Raw genomic sequence first — 22,989 nt, 5'->3', positions numbered from 1 at the left:
GCCCCGCCTCAGCGCGGCGGGGACGTACCCATGGAGCGCGGCGGCCCCAGGCGCAGCCGGGCGAAGATCTCCTGACGGGCGATACCGGGCATGACGAGGGCCCACATGGCGCTGACCTGCTGGTGCAGGGCGTCCCGCTCGGCCAGCGCGAGGGACAGCATCTGTACGCCGCTGTAGCACCCGACGAGTGTCCGCGCGGTCTCCACGGGCTCGACGTGGTCCTGGAGCTCCTCGGCTTCGCGCGCGGATTCGAGGGCGGCGGTGACGGCGCCCAGCGAACCCGCGTAGCTCTCGGCGGTCTGGTAGGGCCCGGGTTCGATCGAGAGGCGTACGGCGGCCCGCAGGACGGGGTCCTCCAGGAGGCCGGCGGTGTAGTGGTGGCTGATGTCCACCAGGGCCTGGAGCCAGAGCTCGGGGGCCGGGCCCGCCGCCATCTGCTCGGAGACCTGCTGGAAGTACGTGTGCTGGCGGGCCAGGATCTCGTCGCCGAGGTCCTCCTTCGACGCGAAATGGTGGTAGAAGCCGCTGCGGGAGACGTTGGCCAGCCGGAGGATCGCCGGGGTCGAGGCACCGGCGTAGCCGTCCCGGTCGATCACGATTCCGGCGGCCTGGACGATCCGCTGAAACGTCTGCTCCCCGCGATCCTGCGTCATGGCCACACCTTCCTCAGCCGCGTCCGACGTTACCCGGGGTCCCGGCGGCGCGCTCCCGGGACGCGGCCGGATGTCTGAGGTCGGCTGCCGCCGGGGGGGCGGGCGAGCCCCGGCACGGACGGTTTCCGTCGTGGCGGCGACCGGGGTCGTGGAGAGGGGCCCGGCGAGCGCGGTCCGGCTCGTCCTGGACGTCGCCGCCCATAACTCCGACGTGACAGCCGGTGCCGATGCACACTGGACAGGCTGTCCGGGAGGGGATGAAGCGATGGCCTTGCATGCCGACGTGGCCGAGCTGCTCGCGGCGGCCGGCGCCCTCGGCGTGGACGTCGACGACGCGGTCGCGGACGAGCACGTTCGGTGGTCCGCCTACCGGCGCGTCGTGCTGGTGATCGCTTCCTCGCCGAGCCGCGACCGGGACGTGGCGATCGTGGCCACCATCCTTCGCGACCCCGTCGAGATGGTCGCCAAGTCGGCGGTGGTCGCCTTCGTGGACGAGATCGCGATGAGGACGGCCGGACCTGCCGAGTTCCGGGTGTGGGCGTCCGGATTGCTGCCGGAGATCGACGGGCTCGCGGCGGAAGGGCACCGCGCGTTCATCCGCCGCCCTATCCACGACTGGCTGTTCCACCTTTCCCCCCAAGGACGGACACGTGCCGACAACGGCCGAGTTGGCGGAGATCACCGACTGGATGCAGCGCGCCCTCGCCGAGGGGTCGAGGTCGCCGGCGGTACTCGCCCTGCTCGCCGAGTCGGGCCGCCGGAAGAAGACGCGCAACGTCGCGAAGAACCGGGCCCGAAGTCGCGAGCTGAGACCGAGATGAATCGGTGCGCCCGTGGGCGGGTGCGCCGAGGACCGCACCGTGGAGAACCATCACGCGAGGACAACTGTGTGCGCGAGGATGACCCGATGATGTCGCCGGATGCGGACCCACGCGGCGCTTCGGCCGACGCCGATCGGCGGGGTGCACCGCCCGTTCTCGGGCGGTCCGCCCCTCACCCCGCCGCGTTGTGGGCCGGGACGGGCGACACCGCTGCCGGGTCCTCCCGCGTCGGGTTCCAGGCTGCCGCGCACAGCGATTCGGAGACGGCGGCCGTATAGCGGGCGGCCGCCAGCCAGTACGCGGCGAAGCCGTCGGTGTCGGCGGGAAGCAGCCGACCGAAGAGATCGCGATCACGCTGGGCCGCCGAGGCGCACAGGGCGGCGAGCAGGGCGGCGGCCGTGGGGAGACCGCCGCGGCGGATCCGGCGGGTCTCGGCGGTGACGTCGCCCAGCAGGCCGAGGGCGGCGCGCCCCGCCGGAACCGTCTGTTCGACCCGGCGCTCCAGGAGGTACAGGGGCGAGGACGCGCCGGGGCCGGCTGGCTGCGGCGGGGCGACGCGGGCGGGGGCGGACGGGTCCGGGAGGTCGGCGCGACGCAGCCGGTCGAGGCCGAGGTCGACCGTGCCCTCGCCGGTGGGATGCGAGCACGCGAGGAGGGTGAGCCGGGGGTGGGTGGCCGGAATCAGTCGGCCGATGATCCTCAGCCGGGTCCCCGGCGCCGCGGCCAGCAGGGCCAGGTTGTCGCGGTGGGCCAGCGCGGGGTCGTCGTCGGCGACGGTGAGCCGGACGGGAACGCCTCCCTCGGACAGCGCGAGCAGGCAGGCACCGCCCGGTTCCCTTACCGCGCCGAGGAGTTCGACGTCCAGGAAGAGCAGGTCGCTGCCGGTGCCGTCCGGGTCCGCGTAACGGGAGGTGGACCCCAGGGCGCGGACTGCCTGTTCGGCCGGTGGCGTCTCCCACAGGGCGGCGAGCGGCGGCTCGGTCCATGCCGCACCCCGGGCGGTGACGGCCTTGACGGCCTTACCGGCACCCAGTCTGCCGTCCGGCGACACCGTCGCGCCCGACACGGCGAGCCCTGCGCGGCCCAGCTCCCGGTGGGTGAGGGCGCTGTCCCCCAGGCGCACGGCCCGGTCGGCCACGCCGATGGCGCGCCCCGCCCCGCCTGGCGCCACATCGCCGACGGTGAAGAGGCGGCCGTCGGCTCCGGCGACCCAGGTGCGGACGCCGCCGTGCCCCGAGTCGGTGACCACGGGTTCGGTGAACAGGCCGTACAGGCGGAGCGAGCCGTCCGGGCTGTACGGCCGGCGCACCCGGCCTCTGACGGCGGCCAGCTCCGCCCCGGACGCCGTCCCCACGCGGCGGGCGGTGCCCAGGAGTTCGGCCAGGGCGGTGACGAGGTCGGCGGTGCGGTACGAGGGATCTCCGGCGCGGGCCGCGCGCAGCAGCGTGACGACGGAGAGCGCGGCGCCGGCCGCACGGGGCAGGTGTCGGAGCCGGGCGGTGTGGGCGGCGCGCAGGAGGGCCGACTGGGTGACGGCCCCGGCCCCGTCGACCCCGGCCTCCAGCACGGCGGCGGCCGCCGACCACAGGGCGTCGGCGGCGGCACGCTGGTCCGGGCTCGCCGTCTCCGGTGGGGAGGCGACGTCGGGGGCGGGGTTGAGGGTGGCCTTCGAGGTGGGGGCTGAGGCGAGGCCGGGGGCTGCGTCGGTGGCGGATGCGAGGGTGGTGTCGAGGCCAGCGACACGGGCGGCGTCGGGGCCGAGGGCCGTGGCCGGGTCCGTCGCCGAGGCCGCTCCCGGGGCTTCGGGGGCGGACTGTTCGACGGGCTCCGGCGCCAGGTCGGCCGTGGGGGCGGCGCAGGCTGCGGCCGCGCGGTGGACGCAGGCCGGGGCGAGGAGGCAGCCGCAGGTGATGTCCTCCACCTTCGCCACCACGCCGCCCGGGGCGGACAGGCGCAGCTCGGTCTCGTCGTCGATCCCGATCGTCGTGGTGTCCCCCTCGCGGTGCGTCGGGCGGGCGGCGAGCTTGGTGACCGCCGCGTCCAGCCGCTTGCGCAGCCGGGGCGAGAGGCCCTCCACGATCGTGGCCGTGACCTCAGGTGCGACGGGCGGCAGCTGAGCGGCGTTCATGCGGTCTTCTCCCCTATCCAGCGGGCCAGTTCGAGTGGGCTGAGGGCCGCCACGGGCATCCCGGCGGCCACGAGCTGCCCGGCGACGCCCGTCGAGTAACGGGGCCGGCCGGCGTCGTCGAGGCTCGCGCAGCCGAGGACGTGGCAGCCGGTGTTCACCAGCGCCCGCACCTCGGCCAGCAGTCCGGCGAGCGGCCCTCCCTCCTCGAAGTCGCTGATGACGACGACGAGGGTGCGCGAGGGCACCTCGATCAGGCCGCGGGCGTGCCGGAGCCCGGCGGCGATGTGCGTTCCGCCGCCCACGCTCACTTCCAGCAGAAGGGAGAGGGGATCGCGCACATGGCCGGTGAGGTCGACGACCTCCGTGGAGAACGCCAGGAAATGGGTGCTCAGGGTCGGCACCCCGGCGAGCACGGAGGCGGTCAGCGCGGACCAGATCGTGGAGGCCTCCATGGATCCGGAGACGTCGGTGACCAGGATCAGCCGCCAGTCGGCCGACCTGCGGGCGCGGCTGCGGAAGACCGGCTTCTCGGGGATCACCTGGATCGTGCCGTCGGCCGTCCGGCGGGCGGTGGCCAGATTGGCGTGCAGGGTGCGCGGCAGGTCGAGCCGGCCGCCGGGTCGACGCGTGGGCCGGGCAGTCATCGTGCCGGTCAGCGCCGGTCGCAGCCGGGTGGCGAGCTGCCGGGTCAGTTCCTCGACCAGGCGGCGCACCAGAGGGCGGAGCGCCGCGAGGCGGGCTTCGGGAAGGCCGCCGGCGTACTGCAGGATCGTCCGGAGCAGCTCCACGGACGGGGTGGCGGCCGCCGGGTCGAGTTCGGCCAGGACGTCCTGTCGCCCCGTCACGGCCGCGGCGGCGAGGACCTCTTCGCGGACGCCGGGGCCGAACAGCGCGGCCAGCTCCTCGGACCACTCCCGGACACCGGGGAAAGACGGCTCCCGGCCGCCCCCCGCCCCGGAGCCGTCGCGCCCCGGGAGGCCACCGCGGGAACCCTCGCCGTGCCCCGCGCCGTAGAGCTCGTCCAGCGCGGTCGCCAGACGGGCGGCGCCGGACGGCAGCCGGTCGGAGCTCCGGCCGAGGACGAGCCGCCACCGGTCGGCGGGTGCGAGGGTAAGAGAGGGGGCTTGGGCGGGGATTGCCCCGGTGGGCGGTGCCGGAGCGGGGGCCGCCTCGGTGAGGGGTGTGGTGGCGAGGGCGGCCTCGGCATGGGGTGCGCCGGCGGGGGCGGCGCCCGTGAGGGGCGCTGTCGCGGGTGCTGCGGCGGAGTGGTGGTCGGACGGCGGTGGGACCCGGCCGTCGTGCGGCGCCGGCGGGACGGGCAGGCCGAGTCCGGTCAGCAGTTCCCGGGCCGCGAGGTCAGCGGCCGTACGGCGGGCCAGTTCGGCCGGATCGTCGGCGTCGAGGCCGTCCACCCGTTCGCCCAGCCGCTCCTCGACCGTGCCCAGCAGGCGGTCCCGGGCCGCCGGGCTCAGGGTGTCGAAGCCGCCGCGCAGGGCCGGCAGGCGGGCCAGGAAGGCGGAGTCGTCCAGCTCGACGACCCGGTCGAGCAACGGGTCCAGGGAACCGACGCCGACAGTCAGGAGCGGGCCCGCGACCGTCAGGACGCCGGAGAGGCGGGCGGTGAGCGTGGCCCGGGAGGTGCTGTCCACGGCTCCGTCCACCCAGGAAGCGACGCGCTCCCCGAAGGCCTCGGCCTCTTCGTGGCCGGTGAGCACCCTGACCGCTCCAGCGGCCGCGGCGATCAGCGGGGCGCCGTCGGCGGCCAGCCGGGCGAGGGCGTCGGCGAGCCGAATGCCGCCCAACCGGTCGGCCCGCTGCGCCAGTTCGAGCAGGGCGCGGGCATCCTCCGGCTTCTCGGAGCCGGTCAGTCCCTCCACCTGACGCACCGCGGCAGCGGTCAGCAGTTCCGCCGCGTGCGCGGTACGGGCGGCCGTGGTGGTGTCGGCGGCGTGCGGGGCCGCCGCAGGGCTGTCTGACGACTCGTCGAGATCGCGGGAGGGGTTGTCGGGGACGCCTGGCGGCGCTCCGGAAGCGTCGGACGGCACTTCGGGACCGTCGGGCCGGTTGTCGGGGCCGTCGGGCGCGGTCAGGCCCGGCAGATGGCCCGCGTCGATGCGGTCCAGCAGGTCGAGCCCGGCGAGGAGTTCGGGAAGGGTGCCGCTCGCGGGGAGCACGGCCGCCAGTTCGGTCAGCCGTTCGTCGGCCGGAGCAGGCAGCCCGCACGCCGCGGCCTCCGCGAGGCCGCGGACGACCTGGGCGGCCGTCGGACCGCCCTCCGCCCGCTCGGCGGCGTGGCGCTGCCGCAGCACGCCTTCGGCTGCCTGGGCCGGGGTGACCCCACGGGCCCCGGCCGCGGTGAGCATCGCGGCCGTCGCGGGGGTCCACCGCACCCGCCAGCGTGTCGTCAGCCCTTCACCGCCCGCCGCGCCCGTCACCTCCTGTTCCTGTGCGTAGGGAATGCCGCACACCGTCAGCCTGCGCAGGAGCAGTTCGCGGCGGCGGTCCAGGGCGGAGCGTGCCGGATCGAGCCGGAGGTCGCGCGGTGTCTTCTCGTGCGCGTCCTGCGGGCCGGGGAGCGCGAGCGCCGCGGTCTCGGCCTCGACGGCGGGGCTCAGCCCGCTGCGGGGAGCGGCGGGCGCGGGCCGTCCGGTGCGGGCTCCGACGAGCACGCGTTCGAGGGCCTGGGCGACGGCACGGCCCGTGCCGTAGGTCTCGCCGCGCCCCAGCACCGTCTGCACGGCTTCCAGGAGTTCGCCCCGGCCCGGCGCGGGCAGATCACGCAGCCGGGCCAGGTCACCGGCGACGCGGACGATCTCCCGGCCCTCGGCCGGGCCGTAGGGGTGGCCCTGTTCGCGCAGGGCGGCGCAGAGGCGTACGGCTGTGCGCACCAGCGCCTCGTGCACCGCCGCCGGGTCCCCGGCGGCCTCCAGGACGGTGTGCTGCCACTCCGGGTCCCGGATGCCGGCCGGGTAGCCGGAGCGGGAGTCGAGCAGCGGGTACGTGTACGGGATCAGGGAGACCGTGCACGCGGCCACCCCGGCAGTGCCGTCGGCGTGCCCGCCCGCGCCCGGCTCCGGCGCGGCGGGCGAGCCCGGGGTGACCGGCTTCGGCGCACCGGCGGGGCCCGGCGCTCCACGCCCCGGCACAGCGGCCAGGTCCGATGCTTCAGGTCCCGGCGCGGTGACCGGACCCGGCGCTACCGGCTCCGGGCGCCCGGCGGTACCTGCCGTACCAACGGTCCCGCCGGCCCCCATCGCTGATCGCGACAGCGCCGGGGTGTGGAAGGCTCCCACCACCACAGCGGGCCGCTTACCGTTCGCCAGGGCCTCCGCGACATGTGCGCGCATGCACGCCTCACGTACCAGGTCCGTGCCGTGCACCCCGCCCCGCGCCTCGGCCTCGTAACGCAGCGCCCAACCGGTGAGCAGAGCGGCACGGCGGAGCGCCTCGGGTGTCGAACCGGGCGCCCGGGCCTCCACCAGGCGGTCCCACAGGTCGTCGCCGTCCCGGCCGGTGAGCCGGGACCGGAGCGCGGCGGACAGCCCGTGCCCCTCCCCCGGCACGGGCGCGGACGCGGCGCCGGGAACAGGGGCGGGGGCCCCGTCGTGGCCCTCCGCCCACGCCCGGTCGGCCAGGGGCAGATCGCAGGCCACGGCCGGGACGCCGCTCCTCGCCGCCCAGCGCAGCGCGACCAGTTCGGGCGAGAAGTCCGCGAACGGATAGAAGGCCGGGCCGCGTCCATCCGCCGGGCCGGCTCCGGGCCCTGCGGCGGGCACGGCGGCCAGCGCCACCGGGGCCTCGGTCTCCTCGTGGGCGAGCCAGCCCAGCCAGGGCTGGAACTCGGCGGGCAGTTCGACGAGGAGGACGTCGGGGTCCGCCGCGTCCAGCAGCGCGGGCAGGGCCGCCGCCAGCGAGGGCGCGTGGTGGCGCACCCCGATCAGGAACGGCGCCCCGGGGCCGGCCGCCGCGAGGGCCTCCACCGCTGCTTCCGCGGGGGCCGGTCCGCCCGTCGGCCCCCTCCCGGACGCCACGGGAGACAGGGGAGCAGCGGCGGGCGGCGCCTCGACGGAGGCGTCGGCCCCCGTCCCCGCGCCGGCCATGGTCGACTCGTTCATCCGTCAGCTCTCCAGCACCGAGCGCAGGTCCCACAGCGCACGCCAGGTGGCCGAACCCTGCTCCGCGCGCCGGCGCACCGGCCCGTCCCAGTACCCCAGCAGCCGTGCCGCGTCGGCGGGGTCGTCCTTGCGGACGACACCGAGCAGATGGCCGGGCAGCAGGGAGAGGACGTCCCGGTCGCCGGGGAAATAGGCGGCGGCCAGGCCCAGGGACCCCGCGACGGAGACGGCCTCCGCCGTGCTCATCACCGTGGAGGGGCGTTCGACCTCCCAGCCCTCCACGGAGCGGCCCTCGCGCAGGTCCCGGAAGGCGGTGACGAGGGCTTCGAGGACCGCGTCGTCCACCTGGTATTCGGCGCCCACGCGTTCGACGGCGGCCCGCGACTGGCGCCGGACGAGCGCGGTCTCGGCGTCCACGTCGCCGATGGGGCCCACGGTCTCGAAGTTGAAGCGCCGCTTCAGCGCGGCGGACATCTCCGAGACGCCCTTGTCGCGGAGGTTGGCGGTGGCGATGAGGGTGAAGCCGGGGGCCGCGTGCACCTGGGCGCCGTCGCCGCCCGCCAGTTCGGGCACCGCGATCCGCCGCTCGGAGAGCAGGGACACGAGGGCGTCCTGGACCTCCGGCAGACAGCGGGTGACCTCCTCGACGCGCGCGACGGCGCCCCGGGTCATGGCGGTGAGGACCGGGGACGGCACCAGGGCCTGCTCGGTGGGTCCCTGGGCGAGCAGCAGCGCGTAGTTCCAGCCGTACTTGAGCTGGTCCTCGGTGGTGCCGGCGGTGCCCTGCACGGTGAGCGCGCTGGTCCCGCAGACGGCCGCCGACAGCAGCTCGGAGAGCATGGACTTGGCGGTGCCGGGTTCGCCGACGAGGAGGAGCCCGCGTTCTCCGGCGAGGGTGACCACACACCGTTCGACCAGGGCGCGTTCGCCGACGAACTTCTGCTCGATCACCAGACGGCGCGGCACTCCGGCTCCGGGCCGGGCCCCCTTCGGCAGACTCAGGGCCTCACCCGCGCTGCCCATCACGAAGGTGACGACGGCACGGGGGGTGAGCAGCCAGCCGGGCGGGCGGGGGCCGGAGTCGTGCGCGGCGAGGAAGGCCAGCTCGGTGGCGAACCGGTCCTCGGGCAGGGTGATCTGCCGTGGCTCCTGGCCGGCCGCCGTCGGCTGGCCGGGGATGCCCCCCGTGGTGGTGCTGTCCGGGATGGTCGTGGTGTCGTTCGTCATCAGCGGCGGCCCTTCCGGGTGGCGCGGGTGTTCAGTTCTTCGAAGGCGGGGGCGTCGCCGCCGCGGACCCGTGCCCAGGCGGCTTCGTACAGCGTGGGCAAGGGGAGGTGGGGCAGGGTCCGGGCGGACCCCGCCACGGGGTAGAGGCCTTCCTTCCAGGTCTCCAGCGGCAGCCCGGGGGCGCCGCGTTCCAGCCAGCCGCAGGGAAGGAACAGGGTGCGGCCGGCGCGTGAGCGCTTCGCCTCCACGACGAGGTCGGTGGCGGCGAGTTCCGCGCGGGCCTTCTTGATCCGGGCCGGCTTCCACTCGGTCCATCGGACGCAGTTGCGGTCCGTGGGGTCGGGCAGGGCGAGCAGCATCAGGTAGAGGGCGGCGGCGTCCGGGCTCAGGGTGAGGGCGGCGGCCGCCTCGGCCACCAGGTCCGGCACCGTACGCGTCGGGTCCTGGGCCGGGTGGTGCGTGGAGCCGTCGGGGGCGCCCACCGAGGCCAGTGCGTCGGTCTCCGGGCCCAGCAGGGCGCGCAGGGCGAGGAGGTCCCCGGTGCGGTGGGGGCCGACGGTGCCCTCGACCAGGCCGAACGCCGGATCGTCGGGGCCCGCCAGGCCCGCCGGGCGGATCAGCAGCTTCTCGCTGTCGCCGTACCCGGGAGCGAGGAGCAGCGCCGTACCGGCCCGGACCAGTCCGTCCGCCTCGGCGCCGCCGGACTCCGGGAGGGCGTGGGCGGCGCGGATCGCGGAGCCGAGGGAGGTACCCGACTCGGTCCAGTCCAGACCGAGGTCCAGCACCAATCCGGGGTCGGCGAGGCGGCTGCGCAGGGCCGCGAGGCCGACGGGCAGATGGGCCCGCAGGGGGTGCCCGTACGGCAGCGTGTACGCGAGGGTGCGCAGCGCGGTCAGGGCGTTCGCGACCGCGCCCCGTGCGCTCACCCGGTGGAGCGCCGGGCGCGCGCTGCCGTCCGGTACAGGGGTGCCGTGGGCGAGCCAGCTGCGGGTGCCCGCGTTGAGGATCAGGTCGACGGACGCGGCCGTGGCACCGCTGAGGTCGAGGTCCAGTTCCTCGGGGACGCGGACGAGGGAGCCCAGGAGCTCCCCCCACGCCTCGGCGGCGGCCCGGACGTCAGGGCCCGTCGACCACAGCTCGGCCGGGTCCGCGGGCAGCAGTGCCCGGACCACGGTGTGCCGTGCGTCGCGGGGCAGGGCGTCCAGCCGGTCCTGGGCCGTCTCGAAGGCGCGGGTCTTCGCACCGAGGAGGGCCAGCGCCTCGGCGCCGGGCTCCTCGACGGCCGCCGACAGCAGCGCGGTGGCCTGGAGGGGGCCGATTCCGGTGGCCGTGTGGAACGCCTCGGCCGCTTCCGGACGCCAGGGCGCCGGTCCCTTGTCCCGTACCAGGGCGGTCAGCCGGGTGAGCCGGTCGCGGGCGATGCCCTGCCGGTAGACGTGCTCGCGGTCGAGGGTGAAGCCGGGGACGGGTCCGAAGTCTCCGGCAGGGTCGTGGTCCAGGGCGAGCCAGCGGGCCGCGTCGTCCCGGGAGCTGCGGCCGTGGTTGGCCAGGATCACGACGGTGCGGGGGCCCTTGCGCAGCACCTGGCCGAGGCGGTGCACGGCCTCGGGGCGCCCCGTCCGCCCGGGGGCCGCCGCGTCGAGCGGTTCGATGAGCTCCACCCGCCGGACCGTGCCCGCCGGGTCGGCCAGCGGGCCCGCGGCGAGTGCTTCCAGCAGGACGAGGAGCCCGGCGCGGTGCTCGGCGGAGGTGGCTTCCGAGGCGGCCCGGTAGGCCAGTTCGGGCAGCTTGTCGAGGAGGGAGGTCCAGACGAGGGATTCGCCGGGCACCGTGTACTCGTCGCGCTGCCAGCCGTCCACGGGGGTGAAGGGGACCTTCGACGGCGTGGGCGGCCCGAACGCCGGCTCACCGCCGAGGACGTGGTTGACGGCGAGGATCTGCCGGATCGCCGTCCATCGGCGTCCGGCCCCCCACCAGGTGCCGCGCATCTGCTCGGGGCCCCAGGCGGTGGCGGCCCGCAGGGTCGTGTCGTCGCCGTGCTCGGGCTCGTGGTCGAAGAACATGCCCTGGGTGCGTGCGGTGTTCCGGGGCGTGGCCGGCTGCGCGGGTGCGGGCGGTTCCAGGTACTGGGCGACCGCGACGGCCCGGTCCACGGCGTTCCGCACGATCGCGGTGACGCCCGCGAGGAGGCGTACGTCGGACACCTCGGGCAGGACCCTGGCGACGGCCTCCTGGCTCATCTCCCGCGACGAGGGTCCGGTGTACTCCTCGACCGCCCGGAACGCGTTCAGGTGCCGGACGACGGCGGCGGCGACCTCGTCGAACAACTCGTGGGCCCGGGCGTCCGTCAGCGTCCGCAGGGCGGCGGAGCCTTGCTCGTCCCTCGGGCGCAGGGCGTGCCAGTAGACGGCGGGAGGCACATAGGGGGTGCCCGCCGCGTCGTTCCCGCCGGAGGAGTCGGTGCCGACGGACCACAGGCCGCCGCCGGTGCCGTCGGTGTCCGCCGGGTGCGCCTCGACGGAGCGGTGGCGCAGGACCACGGCGGGCCGCGACCCGCCGGGCAGGGCGAGGGCGCCGAGCGGCACCGCGATGGTGCCGTCGGGCAGCGGGTGCGGCAGGGCGACCGTGTGGCCGTCGGGGGTGCCGGCGACGATCCGCCCCCCGTCGGCGGGGGCGGCCGTGCCGGGCTCGGTGGCGGTGCGGCGGACCCAGCGGCCGAGGACCGCGCCGTCCGTGCCGAACGGAGTGGTCTCCAGGCCGGGCTGGAGGGGCAGCACCTGGCAGTGCTCGGCGAGCAGCCGGGTGCCGTCCTGCACGCCGGAGCGGAGGAGGGCGGGGAGGGAAGCGCGGCCGTGGGCGCCGCTGACCGGGTCGTACTCCAGCCAGACCTGCTGGGTGCCCTGGTGGCCCTCCCGCCAGTGGCCGGTGCCGTCGGCGAGAACGGCGCGCTGCGGCGGGAGGGTGGTGTCGCCCGCGTGCAGGGCCTTGCCGCCGGTGGCACTGCCGCCGCCGGGCAGCGGTACGGAGACCTCGTCCGTGAGAGTGGGGCGACCCCAGCGGGGGACCTGCTCACCGCCGACGGTGAAGACCTCGGCAGGGCGGTGCGACCAGTAGCCGTGCTGCTTGCCGTCCTCCCACCAGATCACCAGCAACTCGCCGTCGACGAAACGGAAGGCAGGGGTCCGCCACTGGTCGGTGGTGGGGGGCAGCCGCAGGGTGTGCCGCAGGAGAACGCCTTCCGGGCCGACGACGACGGCCCGTTCCGGCGTGCTCAGGATCAGCGCGGGCCAGGCGCCGGTGACGCCGACGTTCTGCGACCGGTTGTTCCCCCGCCGCGATGCGGTGGCGGCCTCGGCGGCCAGTTCGGCGTAGGTCTCGTCGAGCGCGGGCCAGCCCAGTTCGTCGAAGACGCCCGTGCGCAGGGTGGAGACGAGCAGCGGGACGACGTCGTGCTGCTCCAGAAGGCGCGCGGCCTCCGGGGCGACGTCCGCGACGACGGCGCGGAACGGCGAGAGTTTGTTGAGGGCGATGCGCAGCCCGGGGAGTCCTCGCGCGGCGGTGTACTCCTCGGCGCAGCCGGTCAGCCACTCACGCAGGAGGACGGAGAGCACCGGGTGCGCGGCCACCTTCGCCATCCCGGTGTCGCTCAGGCGTTGGCCGCGCCCGTCGCCGAGGCCGCCGACGTTCCGGCGCAGGAGGTCACGGAAGCCCGGGTGTTCGGCGACGGCGGCGAGATCCCGCTGCCCGGGCTCGTCGTCGGCGAGCCACTGGCCCAGCGCGAAGCCGTTCGACCGCCCGTGACCACGGCCCCCCTCCTCGTCGCCGGGCTCGGCCACGGGGACTCCGGCGGCCAGGCAGAGGTCGAGAAGGTCCAGGTCGGCGGTGCGCTGCCAGCGGCCCTGGAACACCTCGACGGGGCGTCCGTCGGCGCGCAGCCGGTCCGTCATCCGGGCGGCGAGGTCCAGGGTGCGGGGGCTGCGGCCCGAGGTGGCCCGGTTGCTACGCCGGTACGCCTCCCAGCGGGCGAGCCAGTCCGCCGGGGAGACGGCCGCGTCCGCGGAGTCGGAGGAGGCCGGGAGGGCGGTCAGCAGTTCCTCGGCGCCGGACTCGGCCAACAGGGCGAGCCAGCCCGATTCGCCGTCCGTGTCGCGGCCGTTCTCGCTGAAGGTCTCGGGGAAGAACCCGAGGAGCCGGGCCCGTACGGACGCGTCCGCCCGGGCGAGGGCGGTGAGCGCGGAGCCGTAGGCCGCCCAGAAGGACGCGGGAGCGCGGACGACTCCGGGAGAGCCGATCAGATCGGCCACCAGCTCGCGTTCGGCACTCTCGCGGTCCAGCCCGGCGGCCTTGACCAGCGTGCGTACGTCCTGCGGCAGCGCGGCGTACGGCGGCATGCCGGCGGCGCAGCGCTCGACCAGAAGGCGGCGGAACTGCGCCCAGGCGTCGGCCGGGGCGAGCCGGGCCACCAGGTCGCGCACGTACTGGCGCAGCGCCTTGACGGTCAGTGCGCCGGCGAGGGCGAACTCCAGGAAGACGGCGCGCTGCCGGTCCTCGTCCACGATGAGGCCGTGGACCCGCTCGGCCTCGCGGGCCTTGCCGAAGAAGGAGGCTGCGTAGGTGGCGTTCTCGGCCTGGAGGAAGAGACGGGCCACCTGCTCGTAGTAGGTGGGGAGGAAGTGCGGCACGGCCCGGCCGAGCCGGGTACCGAGCTCGTCGAAGCCCTCCTTGGCCGCACCGGCGCGGGTCTTGGCCTGCCTGCCCAGCCGCTCGATGTCCTTGACCAGGGCCAGGGCGTGGTGCCCGTTGGCCGGGTCGTTGACCAGGGCCCAGGCGGGGAAGCCCAGCGTCTCGCGGCGGACCTGCCCGACGACGGGGGCCTCCGCGGTCCGGGCCAGCCCCAGGAACTCCAGGGCCAGGTCCTCGGCCTCGCCGAGCGTGCCCGGGACGAGCCGGACCACCGGGCGGTCCCCGAGGGCGGTGTGCGTGTAGGTGCGGGCGGTCAGCGTGTCGGCGTCGTCCCGTTCGGTGGTCCCGGCCGGGAGGATCGCGCCCGCGTCCAGCAGGCTCGCCGCGCGGGCCTCGGCGGCGAGGGCGGCCCCGCGGCCCCGGTTCTGGGCGGGAAGGGCCGTCGAGCCCGTCGCCGCCGTGTTCGCTTCGGTGTTCGTCGTGATGCTCATGCCGCCCGCTCCTCGTCCTCCACGTCGCGTCCGGCGTAGAGCGCCGCCGCCATGCGCATGCCCTCGGACCACGCCACGGGGCCGACCTCGGCCGCCGTCAGCGCGCGCCCCGAGGCGTCTGTCCAGCCCAGGGGGCCCGTCTCGGTGTCGTACGCGTCGTATCCGTCGTGCTCGCCGATCCAGATGCGAGCCTCGACTCCGACGCCGTCCTCGACGACCGGGCAGACGGCGTATCCGCCGCGCGACCGGTAACCGAGCTGGGTGACGCGGCCGTGCAGGAAGCGCAGTTCCTTGAACACGCCGCCGGCGTAGGTGTCCACGGAGGTGGTGTCCGGGGCGAGGCCGGCCGGGCGGTGCCAGACCTCGCGGAACAGCTGCTCCACGTTCTGGCGGACTTCCAGTTCGACCGCGAACTCCCGCAGTTCGTCGAGGTCCGCCAGCAGGACGGGGTGGGGCACATGGACAGTGTCCGGGGTGATGCGGACCGTGTCGCCGTCCAGGTCGACGAGACCGAGGCCGCGCTCGGGATCGACGTCGCGCAGGAACCCGGCGACCCCGCCGTCCGCGCCGGTGACCACGACGTCCCGCAGGGCCGCCTGCCACGCCGGGTCGGGCCAGACCCGGGCGAGCACGGCGGTGGGAACGGGCAGCGAACGCACCATCCACTGCTCGACGTCGCTCAGGCACCGGTGCTCGTGCCGATCCAGCCACTCGGTCAGCTGCCGGAGACCGATGACCGCCGGATCGTCCTTCAATTTCGCCGGAACGGACTTGAGCCGTCGGCCCTTCCCGTTGCGGCAGACCACCTTGCCCGCCTCCAGAGCGACTTCGTAGTCGCCCGCCGGAACCCACCCCATGCGCTGTTCTCCCCGTCGTGCCGGCAGCCGCCGCCATGGCGGCATGCTGATGAATCCCGTCGACGGCAACGCACCGTGACGGTTGGGAGAGACTCTAGGCGGCCCCAGTGACAACGCGTCCGGAGCCCTGGGATCTGCGCAGCCGTCCGGGGAGACGGGTCCGGGGGGCGCCCGTCCGTACGGGCACCCCCCGGGGGTGGTTCAGCCGTGATCACCCGAGGGCGATCGAACGGTGGTGGTGCGCGGCGTCAGAGCGTGCGCGCCGCGGAGGCGATGGCGGAAGCGAAGGTCGAGACCTCGGCGTAGACGCCCGGGTAACCGGGCCGGGCACAGCCGTAGCCCCAGCTGACAATGCCGACCTGGACCCACTCGCCGACGTTGTCCCTGCGGAACATCGGGCCACCGGAGTCACCCTGGCAGGTGTCGACGCCACCGGTGTCGGGGTACCCGGCGCAGATCTCCTCGTCGGCCACGAGCTCGTTGCCGTAGGCGGAGCGGCAGTCGGCGTCGGAGACGAAGGGAACATTGGCCTTGAGCAGGTAGCGCTGCTGGCTGCCGCCCTCGCGGTTGGCGCCCCAGCCGGCGACGGTGAACGTGCCCTGGTTGTACGCGGTGGTGGTGGCGATCTTCAGCGTGGGCTGGTTGATGGGCTGGGCGAGCTTGATGAGAGCCCAGTCCTTGCCGGTGCCGTTGTAGCCGGGGGCCTGGAGGACCTTGGTGGAGCGGACCTTGACCGCACTGGACGACTGGAGGTCGACGACGCCGCCGGTGGCGGTGATCGAGGTGTTGTTGCCCGATCCGCTCACGCAGTGGGCGGCGGTGAGGACGATGTCCTTCGCGTACAGGGCGCCGCCGCAGCCCATGGAGAGCCGGACCATGAACGGGAACTCACCCTGGGCGGCGCGGGTTCCGCCGACGACGGGGTTGGGGGCGGCCGAGGCCGTAACGGGCTGGAGGCCGACGACCGCGATGGCGACGGTGGCGACGACGACGGAACATCTCTTGAGGGCACGCAGGAGTTGCTTCACGGACCGCCTTCTTTCGTGGGGGGCTACGGGGGAACCACGACACGGGCGCGATGACACTTTGGTCATGCACCCGTCAAAGCGATCCGATTGTCGGGAACGGGCCACCTCTGCCACAAGGCACAGTTTTCGGCCAAGGGGTCACGCAAGCGATCCGTTCAGGCGTCGGCCTGGAGGCGGAGCCCCGCCAGGGTCAGATCCAGCGCGGCACGGAACTGCTCGATGTCGTCATGCCCGTCGAACTCGTCGACGATCTCGCGCACGAAGGGGAATTCCCGGACGTCGAGCTCCCGCCAGGTCGCGGCGAATCGGCCGAGGAACTCGTCGCGGCCGACAGCACCGTCGAGAACCTCCTGAGGCGGCTCCTGACCCAGGTCGACCGCGGAGCCGACGACGACCGTCGTGATCGCCGAGACGGCGTGGAACCGCTGGCGCGGGGTGAGACTCAGCCGCAGAGTCGGCTGCCCCAGCTTCTCGTACAGGCGCAGGGCGTTGCCCTGGACGTCGGTGTTGCGCATGAAGTAGTTCCCGAGCCAGGGCCGCACCAGGACCGCGTCGAACAAGGCCAGTGACATCGCGCGCAGGTCGTCGATCGGGTCGCCACCGGGCTCGATCGCCTCGATCTCGGCGAGGACGCCGCCGATGACGTGATCGGTGGCGCGGTCGAGCAGTTCGTCCTTGCTCGCGACATACCAGTAGATGCTGGCCACGCCACCACCGAGGCGCTGCGCGAGCGCCCGGAAGGTCAGCGCCGAAGGACCTGCCTCATCGAGGAGCGCCACCGCCTCGGTGAGTACGGACTCCATCGAGTGCGAAGCCCGGCGGCGACCGCCCGCGGCGGCCCGGTTCTGGTGGCGCGGCATGACCTCTGCCTTTCGTTTGCATCTCTATCGAACGCTGTTCTATCGTACCTCATGGAACACCGTTCGATAACCGAGCGGCGTTCGACTGAAAGGAGCGCCGCCATGACGACCGCGATGCTGAAACCCCCCACTTCCCGTGCCTATCCCTCCCTGCGCGCCGCGTGGATCCCGATGGCCGCGCTCTGCCTGGCCTTCTTCGTGGAGATGGTCGACAACACCCTGCTGTCGATCGCGCTGCCCACCATCGGGCGGGACCTCGGCGGCACCACCACCGCGCTGCAGTGGGTCACCGGCGCGTACTCCCTGACCTTCGGCGGCCTGCTGCTCACCGCCGGCTCCATGGCCGACCGGCTCGGTCGCCGCCGGGTCCTGCTCGTCGGGCTTGCCGTGTTCGGCGCGCTGAGCCTGTGCGCCGTCTGGGTCACCACCGCGGGTGAGCTCATCGCTCTCCGCGCCCTGCTCGGCATCGCCGCCGCGGCGATGGCCCCGATCACCAACTCGCTGGTCTTCCGCCTCTTCGACGACAAGGCGCTGCGGATGCGCGCCATGACGGTGATGATCGTCGTCGGCATGTCCGGATTCATCCTCGGGCCGCTGATCGGCGGCACGGCCCTGGCCCACGTGCGCTGGGAGTGGCTGCTCGTCGTCAACGCACCGATCGCGGTGATCGCCTGGATCGGAGTCCGCCTGGGCGTCTCGGCCGACCGGCCCGAGGACCTGACCCGCGACCGGCTCGACGTGCCGGGCGCCGCGCTCAGCGTCGCCGTCATCGGGCTCGCCTGCTACGCGCTGACCAGCGGCGTCGAGAACGGCTGGCTCTCCGCCTCCACCCTCGGCTCGGTCGCGAGCGCGGCCCTCGCCGCGATCGTCTTCGTCCTCCACGAGCGCCGCAGCCCGGCCCCCATGCTGGACCTGGGCCTGTTCTCCAACGGCACGGTCCGCGGAGCCGCATTGGCACAGATCGGGACGTCCATCGCGATGGCCGGCGTGATGTTCGGGCTCATCCTCCACTTCCAGTACGCGTACGGCTGGAGCCCCGTCCGGGCCGGCCTCGCCAACCTGCCCCTGATCGTGACCATGCTGCTCGCGACGCCCCTCTCCGAAGGGCTGGCCCGCCGCTACGGCCACCGCGTCGCCTGCCTGGTGGGCGCGGGCTGCCTGGCTGTCGCCCTGGCGGGACTGTCCTGGGGTGTCGAACACGGCTACCTCGTCATCGCGCTCTGCATGGTGCTCATGACGATCGGGCTGCGGACCGTCATGACGATCTGCGCGGTCGCGCTCGTCGACGCGATGCCGGCCAACCGCACCTCGATGGGCACGGCGCTCAACGACACCGCGCAGGAGGTCGGCACCAGCGTCGGCACCGCCGCGGTCGGCACACTGATCGCCGCGCTGGTCACCACCCGGCTTCCGGCCGGCGTGTGGAGCAGCGGCCTCGTCGCCTCCTTCTTCCACGGCGAGCGGATCGCCTACGCCGTACTCGCCGTCGCCGTCGGCCTGATCGCGACGGTCGGCGCGCTGAGCCTCACGGACTCCCGCAGCGTGGAGGAGCCTGCGCCCTCGGCGGCCGCCTGACCGGGCAGGGACGCTACGACACCGCCCGACCCTTGCCGAGGGCGATCACGCCGTTGCGCGAGACGGTGTAAAGCTCCTGGTCCCGTTCGGGGTTGACGCCTATCGTCGCCCCGGGCGGGACGTCGACGTTCTTGTCGAGGATCGCGTTGCGCACCACCGCTCCCCTGCCGACGCGCACACCGTGGTGCAGCACGGAGCCCTGGACCACCGCCCCCTGCTCGACGATCACACCGGGCGAGAGCACGGACCCGGTGACCTGGCCGCGGATCACACAGCCCGGGCTGACGATCGACTCGCCGGCGATGCCTCCGGAGACGAAGCGGGCCGGGGCCTGGTGGCCCGCGTGGGTGTACACGGGCCAGCGCTGGTTGTAGAGGCTGAACAGCGGCTGCTCGGAGATGAGGTCCATGTGGGCCTCGTAGTAGCTGTCCAGAGAACCCACGTCCCGCCAGTACCCGTGCTCGCGCTGGGTCTCGCCCGGTACGTGGTTGTCGTCGAAGTCGTAGACGTGCGCGGCCCCGCGCCCGGTGAGCATCGGCAGGATGGAGCCGCCCATGTCGTGGACGGAGTCCTCGTCCTCGGCGTCCTGGTGGAGGGCGTCGACAAGGACCTTCGTGGAGAAGAGGTAGTTGCCCATCGAGGCGAAGACCTTGGTCGGGTCGTCGGGCAGGCCGGGCGGGTCGGAGGGCTTCTCCAGGAAGCGTTTCACGCGTGAGCCGTCGGAGGCCGGGGTGATGACACCGAAGGCGGAGGCTTCCGCACGCGGCACCTTGATACCGGCGACGGTGACGCCCGCGCCGCTCTCGATGTGCCGCTCCAGCATCTGGCGTGCGTCCATGCGGTAGACGTGGTCGGCTCCGAACACGGCTATGTAGTCCGGCTGTTCGTCGTGGACGAGGTTGAGGGACTGCAGGATGGCGTCCGCGCTGCCGAGGTACCAGCGCGGGCCGAGGCGCTGCTGGGCGGGGACCGGTGTGACGTAGTTGCCGAGCAGGCTCGACATCCGCCAGGTGGTGGTCACATGGCGGTCGAGCGAGTGGGACTTGTACTGGGTGAGGACGCAGATCCTCAGGATGTCGGCGTTGACGAGGTTCGACAGGACGAAGTCGACCAGCCGGTACGTTCCGCCGAAGGTCACCGCGGGCTTCGCCCGGTCGGCCGTCAGCGGCATCAGCCGTTTCCCCTCGCCTCCCGCAAGGACGATCCCGAGCACCGAAGGTCCAGCGCGCATGGCCACTCCCCCTCCTGAAACACCGAACCGTTTCCGGCTACACCTATGTGACGATCTCCTCGTACACGTCGAGAGTCCGCCGGGCGACCCTGTCCCAGCCGAACTCGCGCACCGCGCGTTCGCGGCCCGCTTCCCCCATCCGTTGCGCCGCCGGCCGGTCGGCGAGCAGTTGGCCGATCGCTTCGGCGAGATCCGCCTCGAACCGGCCCGGCTCCTCGGCCTCGTACGGTACGAGCAGTCCCGTACCGCCGTCGGAGACGACCTCGGGAATGCCGCCGACCGCGGAGGCGACCACCGGGGTGCCGCAGGCCATCGCTTCGAGATTGACGATGCCCAGCGGCTCGTACACGGAAGGACAGACGAACAGGGCAGCTCTGCTGAGGAGTTGGATGACGTCGGGCCGCGGAAGCATGTCCGGGATCCAGTGGACCCCGTCCCGCGACCGCTTCAGCTCGCCGACGAGTTCACGGAACTCGGCTTCGATCTCCGGAGTGTCGGGCGCGCCCGCGCAGAGCACCAGCTGCGCCGAGGGGTCGAGCCGGTGGGCGGCGCGCAGCAGGTGCGGAACGCCCTTCTGGCGCGTGATGCGGCCGACGAACAGGACGAAGGGGCGGTCCGGGTCGACACCCAGCCGGCGCAGTACATCGACTCCGGGAACGGGCCGGTACAGACGGGTGTCGATGCCGTTGTGGACGACCCTGACCCGGTCGGGGTCCAACTGCGGGTAGCAGCCGAGGATATCGGCACGCATGCCGTGCGAGACGGCGATCACCGCGTCGGCGGACTCCACGGCGGTGCGCTCGGCCCAGCTGGACAACGCATAGCCGCCGCCGAGCTGTTCGGCCTTCCAGGGCCGCAGAGGCTCCAGCGAGTGGGCGGTCATCACATGCGGGATGCCGTGGAGCAGTCCGGCGAGGTGGCCCGCGAGGTTGGCGTACCAGGTGTGCGAGTGCACGAGGTCGCGGCCTTCGAGCGCGGCGGCGATGGACAGGTCCACGGAGAAGGCGCGCAGCGCGTCGTTGGCACCGTCCAGCTCCCGGCCGGGCCGGTGCCTGATCAGCCCGTCCGAGGAGCCTTCACCCCAGGAGTGGACCTGCAGATCGGTGAGCGCGCGTAACTCCTTTGCCAGGAACTCGACATGGACACCCGCGCCACCGTAGACGTCCGGCGGGTACTCACGACTCAGCAGTCCCACCTTCACGTCCGGCCCCCTCGTGTCGTCGATGAGTTCCTGCCCCTGATGGTCACTCACATGCCCCTGCGGGGGAAGAACACGGCGGCACGTCGGGGACAGGCTTGCGCCGTCGGCGGCACGCCGACGGCGCAAGCGCCCGTGACAGCGGTCACTACCCCCTGAACGTCTCCAGCAGCCGCAGCCACACCTCGCTGATCGTCGGGTACGCCGGAACCGCGTGCCACAGGCGGGCGATGGGGACCTCCCCCGCGACCGCGACCGTCGCCGAGTGGAGGAGTTCGCCGATGCCCGGGCCGACGAAGGTGACGCCCAGCAGGATCTCGCGGTCCAGGTCCACGATCATCCGGGCGCGGCCCCGGTAGCCGTCGGCGTAGAGGCCGGAGCCCGCGACGGAGGCGAGGTCGTAGTCGACGGCGCGGACCCGGTGGCCGGCGCGTTCGGCCTCGGCGAGGGTCAGGCCGACGGAGGCGGCCTCGGGGTCGGTGAAGACGACCTGGGGGACGGCCGTGTGGTCGGCGGTGGCCGCGTGGGCGCCCCAGGGGGCGGTGTCCAGGGCGGTCCCCCCGGCGCGGGCCGCGATCGCCGCGCCCGCGATCCGGGCCTGGTACTTGCCCTGGTGGGTCAGCAGGGCGCGGCGGTTGACGTCCCCGACCGCGTACAGCCAGTCCGTGCCCTCGACGAGGCAGCTGTCGTCCACGGTGAGCCAGGAGCCGGGTTCGAGGCCGACGGTCTCCAGGCCCAGGTCGTCCGTGCGCGGGGCCCTGCCGGTGGCGAAGAGGATCTCGTCGGCCTCGACGCGGTCGCCGGCGTCCAGCTCGACGGTGACCGGTCCGTCGGGTGCGGGGCGGTGCACGGCTGTGACGGAGACGCCCGTACGGATCGTGGCCCCGGCCTCCGTGAGCGCGTCGGCGACCAGCTCGCCCGCGAAGGGCTCCATCTTCGGGAGCAGACCGCCGCCCCGGATCAGCAGGGTCACCTCGGAGCCCAGGGCCTGCCAGACGGTGGCCATCTCCACGCCCACGACTCCCCCGCCGACGACCACGAGCCGGGCGGGAGCCTCCTTGGCGCTGGTGGCCTCGCGGCTGGTCCAGGGGCGGGCCTCCTCGATGCCGGGGAGGGCGGGGACGACAGCCCGGCTGCCGGTGCAGACGGCGACGGCGTGCCGGGCGGTGAGCCGCTGCTCCGTGCCGTCGGGGGCGGCGACGGTGACCTCCCGGGGGCCGGTGAGCCGGCCCGTACCGCGGTACACGTCCGCTCCGACGCTCTCCAGCCAGGCGACCTGGCCGTCGTCCTTCCAGTGGCTCGTCTCCTCGTCGCGGTGGGCGAGGACGGCCCCGACGTCCAGGGGGCCCTGCACGGCGGCGCTCAGTCCCGGCACCCGGCGGGCGTCGGCACGGGCGACGACGGGGCGCAGCAGCGCCTTGCTCGGCATGCAGGCCCAGTAGGAGCATTCGCCGCCGACCAGTTCGGATTCCACCACCGCCGTGGTGAGCCCGGCGGCGCGGGCCCGGTCCGCCACGTTCTCGCCCACGGGCCCCGCGCCGATGACCACTACGTCGTACTGCGAGCCTTCGGAGATCTTGCCTGCGTCAGTCATGGAAACAGTCTCCACGTGGGTGTGCGCACCGGCCACACGGGCAGGCGGAATAGCGCAAGTGCAGTCACCGTTGTGCCCGACAGGACCCGACACGACCCCACGGGCACAGGAAGAGGTAACCCCAGCATGAGCACCGTCGAGCTCACCAAGGAAAACTTCGATCAGGTCGTCAGCGACAACGATTTCGTCCTGATCGACTTCTGGGCTTCCTGGTGTGGCCCTTGCCGACAGTTCGCGCCGGTCTACGACTCGGCCTCCGAGCGCCACCCGGACCTGGTCTTCGCCAAGGTCGACACCGAAGCGCAGCAGGAGCTCGCGGCGGCCTTCGAGATCCGCTCCATCCCGACGCTGATGATCGTCCGGGACAACGTCGCGGTCTTCGCCCAGCCCGGCGCGCTGCCCGAGGCGGCTCTGGAGGACGTCATCGGACAGGCCCGGAACCTGGACATGGACGAGGTCCGCAAGTCGGTCGAGGAGCAGAAGCGGGCGGCCGAGGCGGGGCAGGGGCAGTCTGAGGCCCAGTAGCCG

At 74.0% G+C, this 22,989-nt stretch carries 15 protein-coding genes; 3 read left to right on the top strand and 12 right to left on the bottom strand.

The genetic code is table 11. From position 1 onward, the window contains the following. Nucleotides 1–8: 8 nt before the first annotated feature. Together RNL97_RS30695 and RNL97_RS30690 are read right to left on the bottom strand one after the other, a co-directional pair. Nucleotides 9–653: a ScbR family autoregulator-binding transcription factor gene (locus RNL97_RS30695; RefSeq protein WP_030584449.1), complete on the bottom strand. Its 645-nt coding sequence runs from the start codon at nucleotides 651–653 to the stop codon at nucleotides 9–11. Nucleotides 654–1,019: 366 nt separating this feature from the next. Beyond that, entirely contained in the window at nucleotides 1,020–1,250 is a 231-nt protein-coding gene (locus RNL97_RS30690; RefSeq protein ID WP_243316004.1) for a hypothetical protein, read from the bottom strand. A 53-nt stretch (nucleotides 1,251–1,303) separates the two neighbouring features. On the opposite strand from RNL97_RS30690, the gene RNL97_RS30685 reads away from it, so the two are divergent. Then, nucleotides 1,304–1,474, top strand: a complete 171-nt coding sequence (locus tag RNL97_RS30685) for a hypothetical protein (RefSeq protein ID WP_243316003.1) — start codon at nucleotides 1,304–1,306, stop codon at nucleotides 1,472–1,474. 172 nt (nucleotides 1,475–1,646) lie between these two features. On the opposite strand, the gene RNL97_RS30680 is transcribed toward RNL97_RS30685, so the two are convergent. The 7 genes from RNL97_RS30680 to RNL97_RS30650 form a co-directional block, all read right to left on the bottom strand. After that, entirely contained in the window at nucleotides 1,647–3,602 is a 1,956-nt protein-coding gene (locus RNL97_RS30680; RefSeq protein ID WP_313751455.1) for a hypothetical protein, read from the bottom strand. Next, nucleotides 3,599–7,717, bottom strand: a complete 4,119-nt coding sequence (locus tag RNL97_RS30675) for a vWA domain-containing protein (RefSeq protein WP_313751454.1) — start codon at nucleotides 7,715–7,717, stop codon at nucleotides 3,599–3,601. Before RNL97_RS30675 ends, RNL97_RS30680 begins: the two co-directional genes overlap by 4 nt. 3 nt (nucleotides 7,718–7,720) lie before the next feature. Continuing rightward, nucleotides 7,721–8,944, bottom strand: coding sequence for an ATP-binding protein (locus RNL97_RS30670; protein ID WP_313751453.1), 1,224 nt, complete (start codon nucleotides 8,942–8,944; stop codon nucleotides 7,721–7,723). Further along, entirely contained in the window at nucleotides 8,944–14,118 is a 5,175-nt protein-coding gene (locus RNL97_RS30665) for a hypothetical protein (protein ID WP_313751451.1), read from the bottom strand. Before RNL97_RS30665 ends, RNL97_RS30670 begins: the two co-directional genes overlap by 1 nt. Then, the gene (locus RNL97_RS30660) at nucleotides 14,115–14,975 is read right to left on the bottom strand and encodes a DUF4132 domain-containing protein (protein WP_030584468.1); all 861 of its coding nucleotides are present in this window, start codon (nucleotides 14,973–14,975) and stop codon (nucleotides 14,115–14,117) included. Before RNL97_RS30660 ends, RNL97_RS30665 begins: the two co-directional genes overlap by 4 nt. Nucleotides 14,976–15,223: 248 nt before the next feature. Continuing rightward, entirely contained in the window at nucleotides 15,224–16,003 is a 780-nt protein-coding gene (locus RNL97_RS30655) for a S1 family peptidase (RefSeq protein WP_030584471.1), read from the bottom strand. A gap of 155 nt (nucleotides 16,004–16,158) precedes the next feature. Next, nucleotides 16,159–16,806 (bottom strand): TetR/AcrR family transcriptional regulator, encoded by a 648-nt coding sequence (locus tag RNL97_RS30650; protein WP_030584475.1) that lies wholly within the window; start codon nucleotides 16,804–16,806, stop codon nucleotides 16,159–16,161. Nucleotides 16,807–16,965: 159 nt separating this feature from the next. Between RNL97_RS30650 and RNL97_RS30645 the strand changes: the two genes are divergently transcribed. Then, nucleotides 16,966–18,438 carry an MFS transporter gene (locus RNL97_RS30645; RefSeq protein ID WP_313751449.1) on the top strand — a complete coding sequence of 491 codons (1,473 nt, stop codon included), beginning with the start codon at nucleotides 16,966–16,968 and terminating at the stop codon, nucleotides 18,436–18,438. A gap of 13 nt (nucleotides 18,439–18,451) precedes the next feature. Here the strand turns inward: RNL97_RS30645 and glgC are convergent, their stop codons facing one another. From glgC to RNL97_RS30630, 3 genes are all read right to left on the bottom strand, one after another. Continuing rightward, nucleotides 18,452–19,669, bottom strand: a complete 1,218-nt coding sequence (gene glgC / locus RNL97_RS30640; RefSeq protein WP_030584482.1) for a glucose-1-phosphate adenylyltransferase — start codon at nucleotides 19,667–19,669, stop codon at nucleotides 18,452–18,454. 43 nt (nucleotides 19,670–19,712) lie between these two features. After that, complete coding sequence (gene glgA / locus RNL97_RS30635; RefSeq protein ID WP_030584485.1) at nucleotides 19,713–20,870, bottom strand: glycogen synthase; 1,158 nt, start codon at nucleotides 20,868–20,870, stop codon at nucleotides 19,713–19,715. 145 nt (nucleotides 20,871–21,015) lie between these two features. After that, nucleotides 21,016–22,461 (bottom strand): dihydrolipoyl dehydrogenase family protein, encoded by a 1,446-nt coding sequence (locus RNL97_RS30630; RefSeq protein WP_030584488.1) that lies wholly within the window; start codon nucleotides 22,459–22,461, stop codon nucleotides 21,016–21,018. A 126-nt stretch (nucleotides 22,462–22,587) separates the two neighbouring features. On the opposite strand from RNL97_RS30630, the gene trxA reads away from it, so the two are divergent. Next, nucleotides 22,588–22,986: a thioredoxin gene (gene trxA, locus RNL97_RS30625; RefSeq protein ID WP_030584490.1), complete on the top strand. Its 399-nt coding sequence runs from the start codon at nucleotides 22,588–22,590 to the stop codon at nucleotides 22,984–22,986. The last annotated feature ends 3 nt before the right edge of the window (nucleotides 22,987–22,989 follow it).

This window comes from Streptomyces parvus, from assembly GCF_032121415.1.
Lineage (GTDB): Bacteria > Actinomycetota > Actinomycetes > Streptomycetales > Streptomycetaceae > Streptomyces > Streptomyces globisporus_A.
This window is presented reverse-complemented; position numbering and strand designations above follow the sequence as displayed.

What these genes read in the sequence shown, in the direction of transcription:
- RNL97_RS30695 (WP_030584449.1), bottom strand. Translation starts at nt 653, where the DNA reads ATGACGCAGGATCGCGGGGAGCAGACGTTTCAGCGGATCGTCCAGGCC.
- RNL97_RS30690 (WP_243316004.1), bottom strand. Translation starts at nt 1,250, where the DNA reads ATGAACGCGCGGTGCCCTTCCGCCGCGAGCCCGTCGATCTCCGGCAGC.
- RNL97_RS30680 (WP_313751455.1), bottom strand. Translation starts at nt 3,602, where the DNA reads ATGAACGCCGCTCAGCTGCCGCCCGTCGCACCTGAGGTCACGGCCACG.
- RNL97_RS30675 (WP_313751454.1), bottom strand. Translation starts at nt 7,717, where the DNA reads ATGAACGAGTCGACCATGGCCGGCGCGGGGACGGGGGCCGACGCCTCC.
- RNL97_RS30670 (WP_313751453.1), bottom strand. Translation starts at nt 8,944, where the DNA reads ATGACGAACGACACCACGACCATCCCGGACAGCACCACCACGGGGGGC.
- RNL97_RS30665 (WP_313751451.1), bottom strand. Translation starts at nt 14,118, where the DNA reads ATGAGCATCACGACGAACACCGAAGCGAACACGGCGGCGACGGGCTCG.
- RNL97_RS30660 (WP_030584468.1), bottom strand. Translation starts at nt 14,975, where the DNA reads ATGGGGTGGGTTCCGGCGGGCGACTACGAAGTCGCTCTGGAGGCGGGC.
- RNL97_RS30650 (WP_030584475.1), bottom strand. Translation starts at nt 16,806, where the DNA reads ATGGAGTCCGTACTCACCGAGGCGGTGGCGCTCCTCGATGAGGCAGGT.
- RNL97_RS30645 (WP_313751449.1), top strand. Translation starts at nt 16,966, where the DNA reads ATGACGACCGCGATGCTGAAACCCCCCACTTCCCGTGCCTATCCCTCC.
- glgC (WP_030584482.1), bottom strand. Translation starts at nt 19,669, where the DNA reads ATGCGCGCTGGACCTTCGGTGCTCGGGATCGTCCTTGCGGGAGGCGAG.
- RNL97_RS30630 (WP_030584488.1), bottom strand. Translation starts at nt 22,461, where the DNA reads ATGACTGACGCAGGCAAGATCTCCGAAGGCTCGCAGTACGACGTAGTG.
- trxA (WP_030584490.1), top strand. Translation starts at nt 22,588, where the DNA reads ATGAGCACCGTCGAGCTCACCAAGGAAAACTTCGATCAGGTCGTCAGC.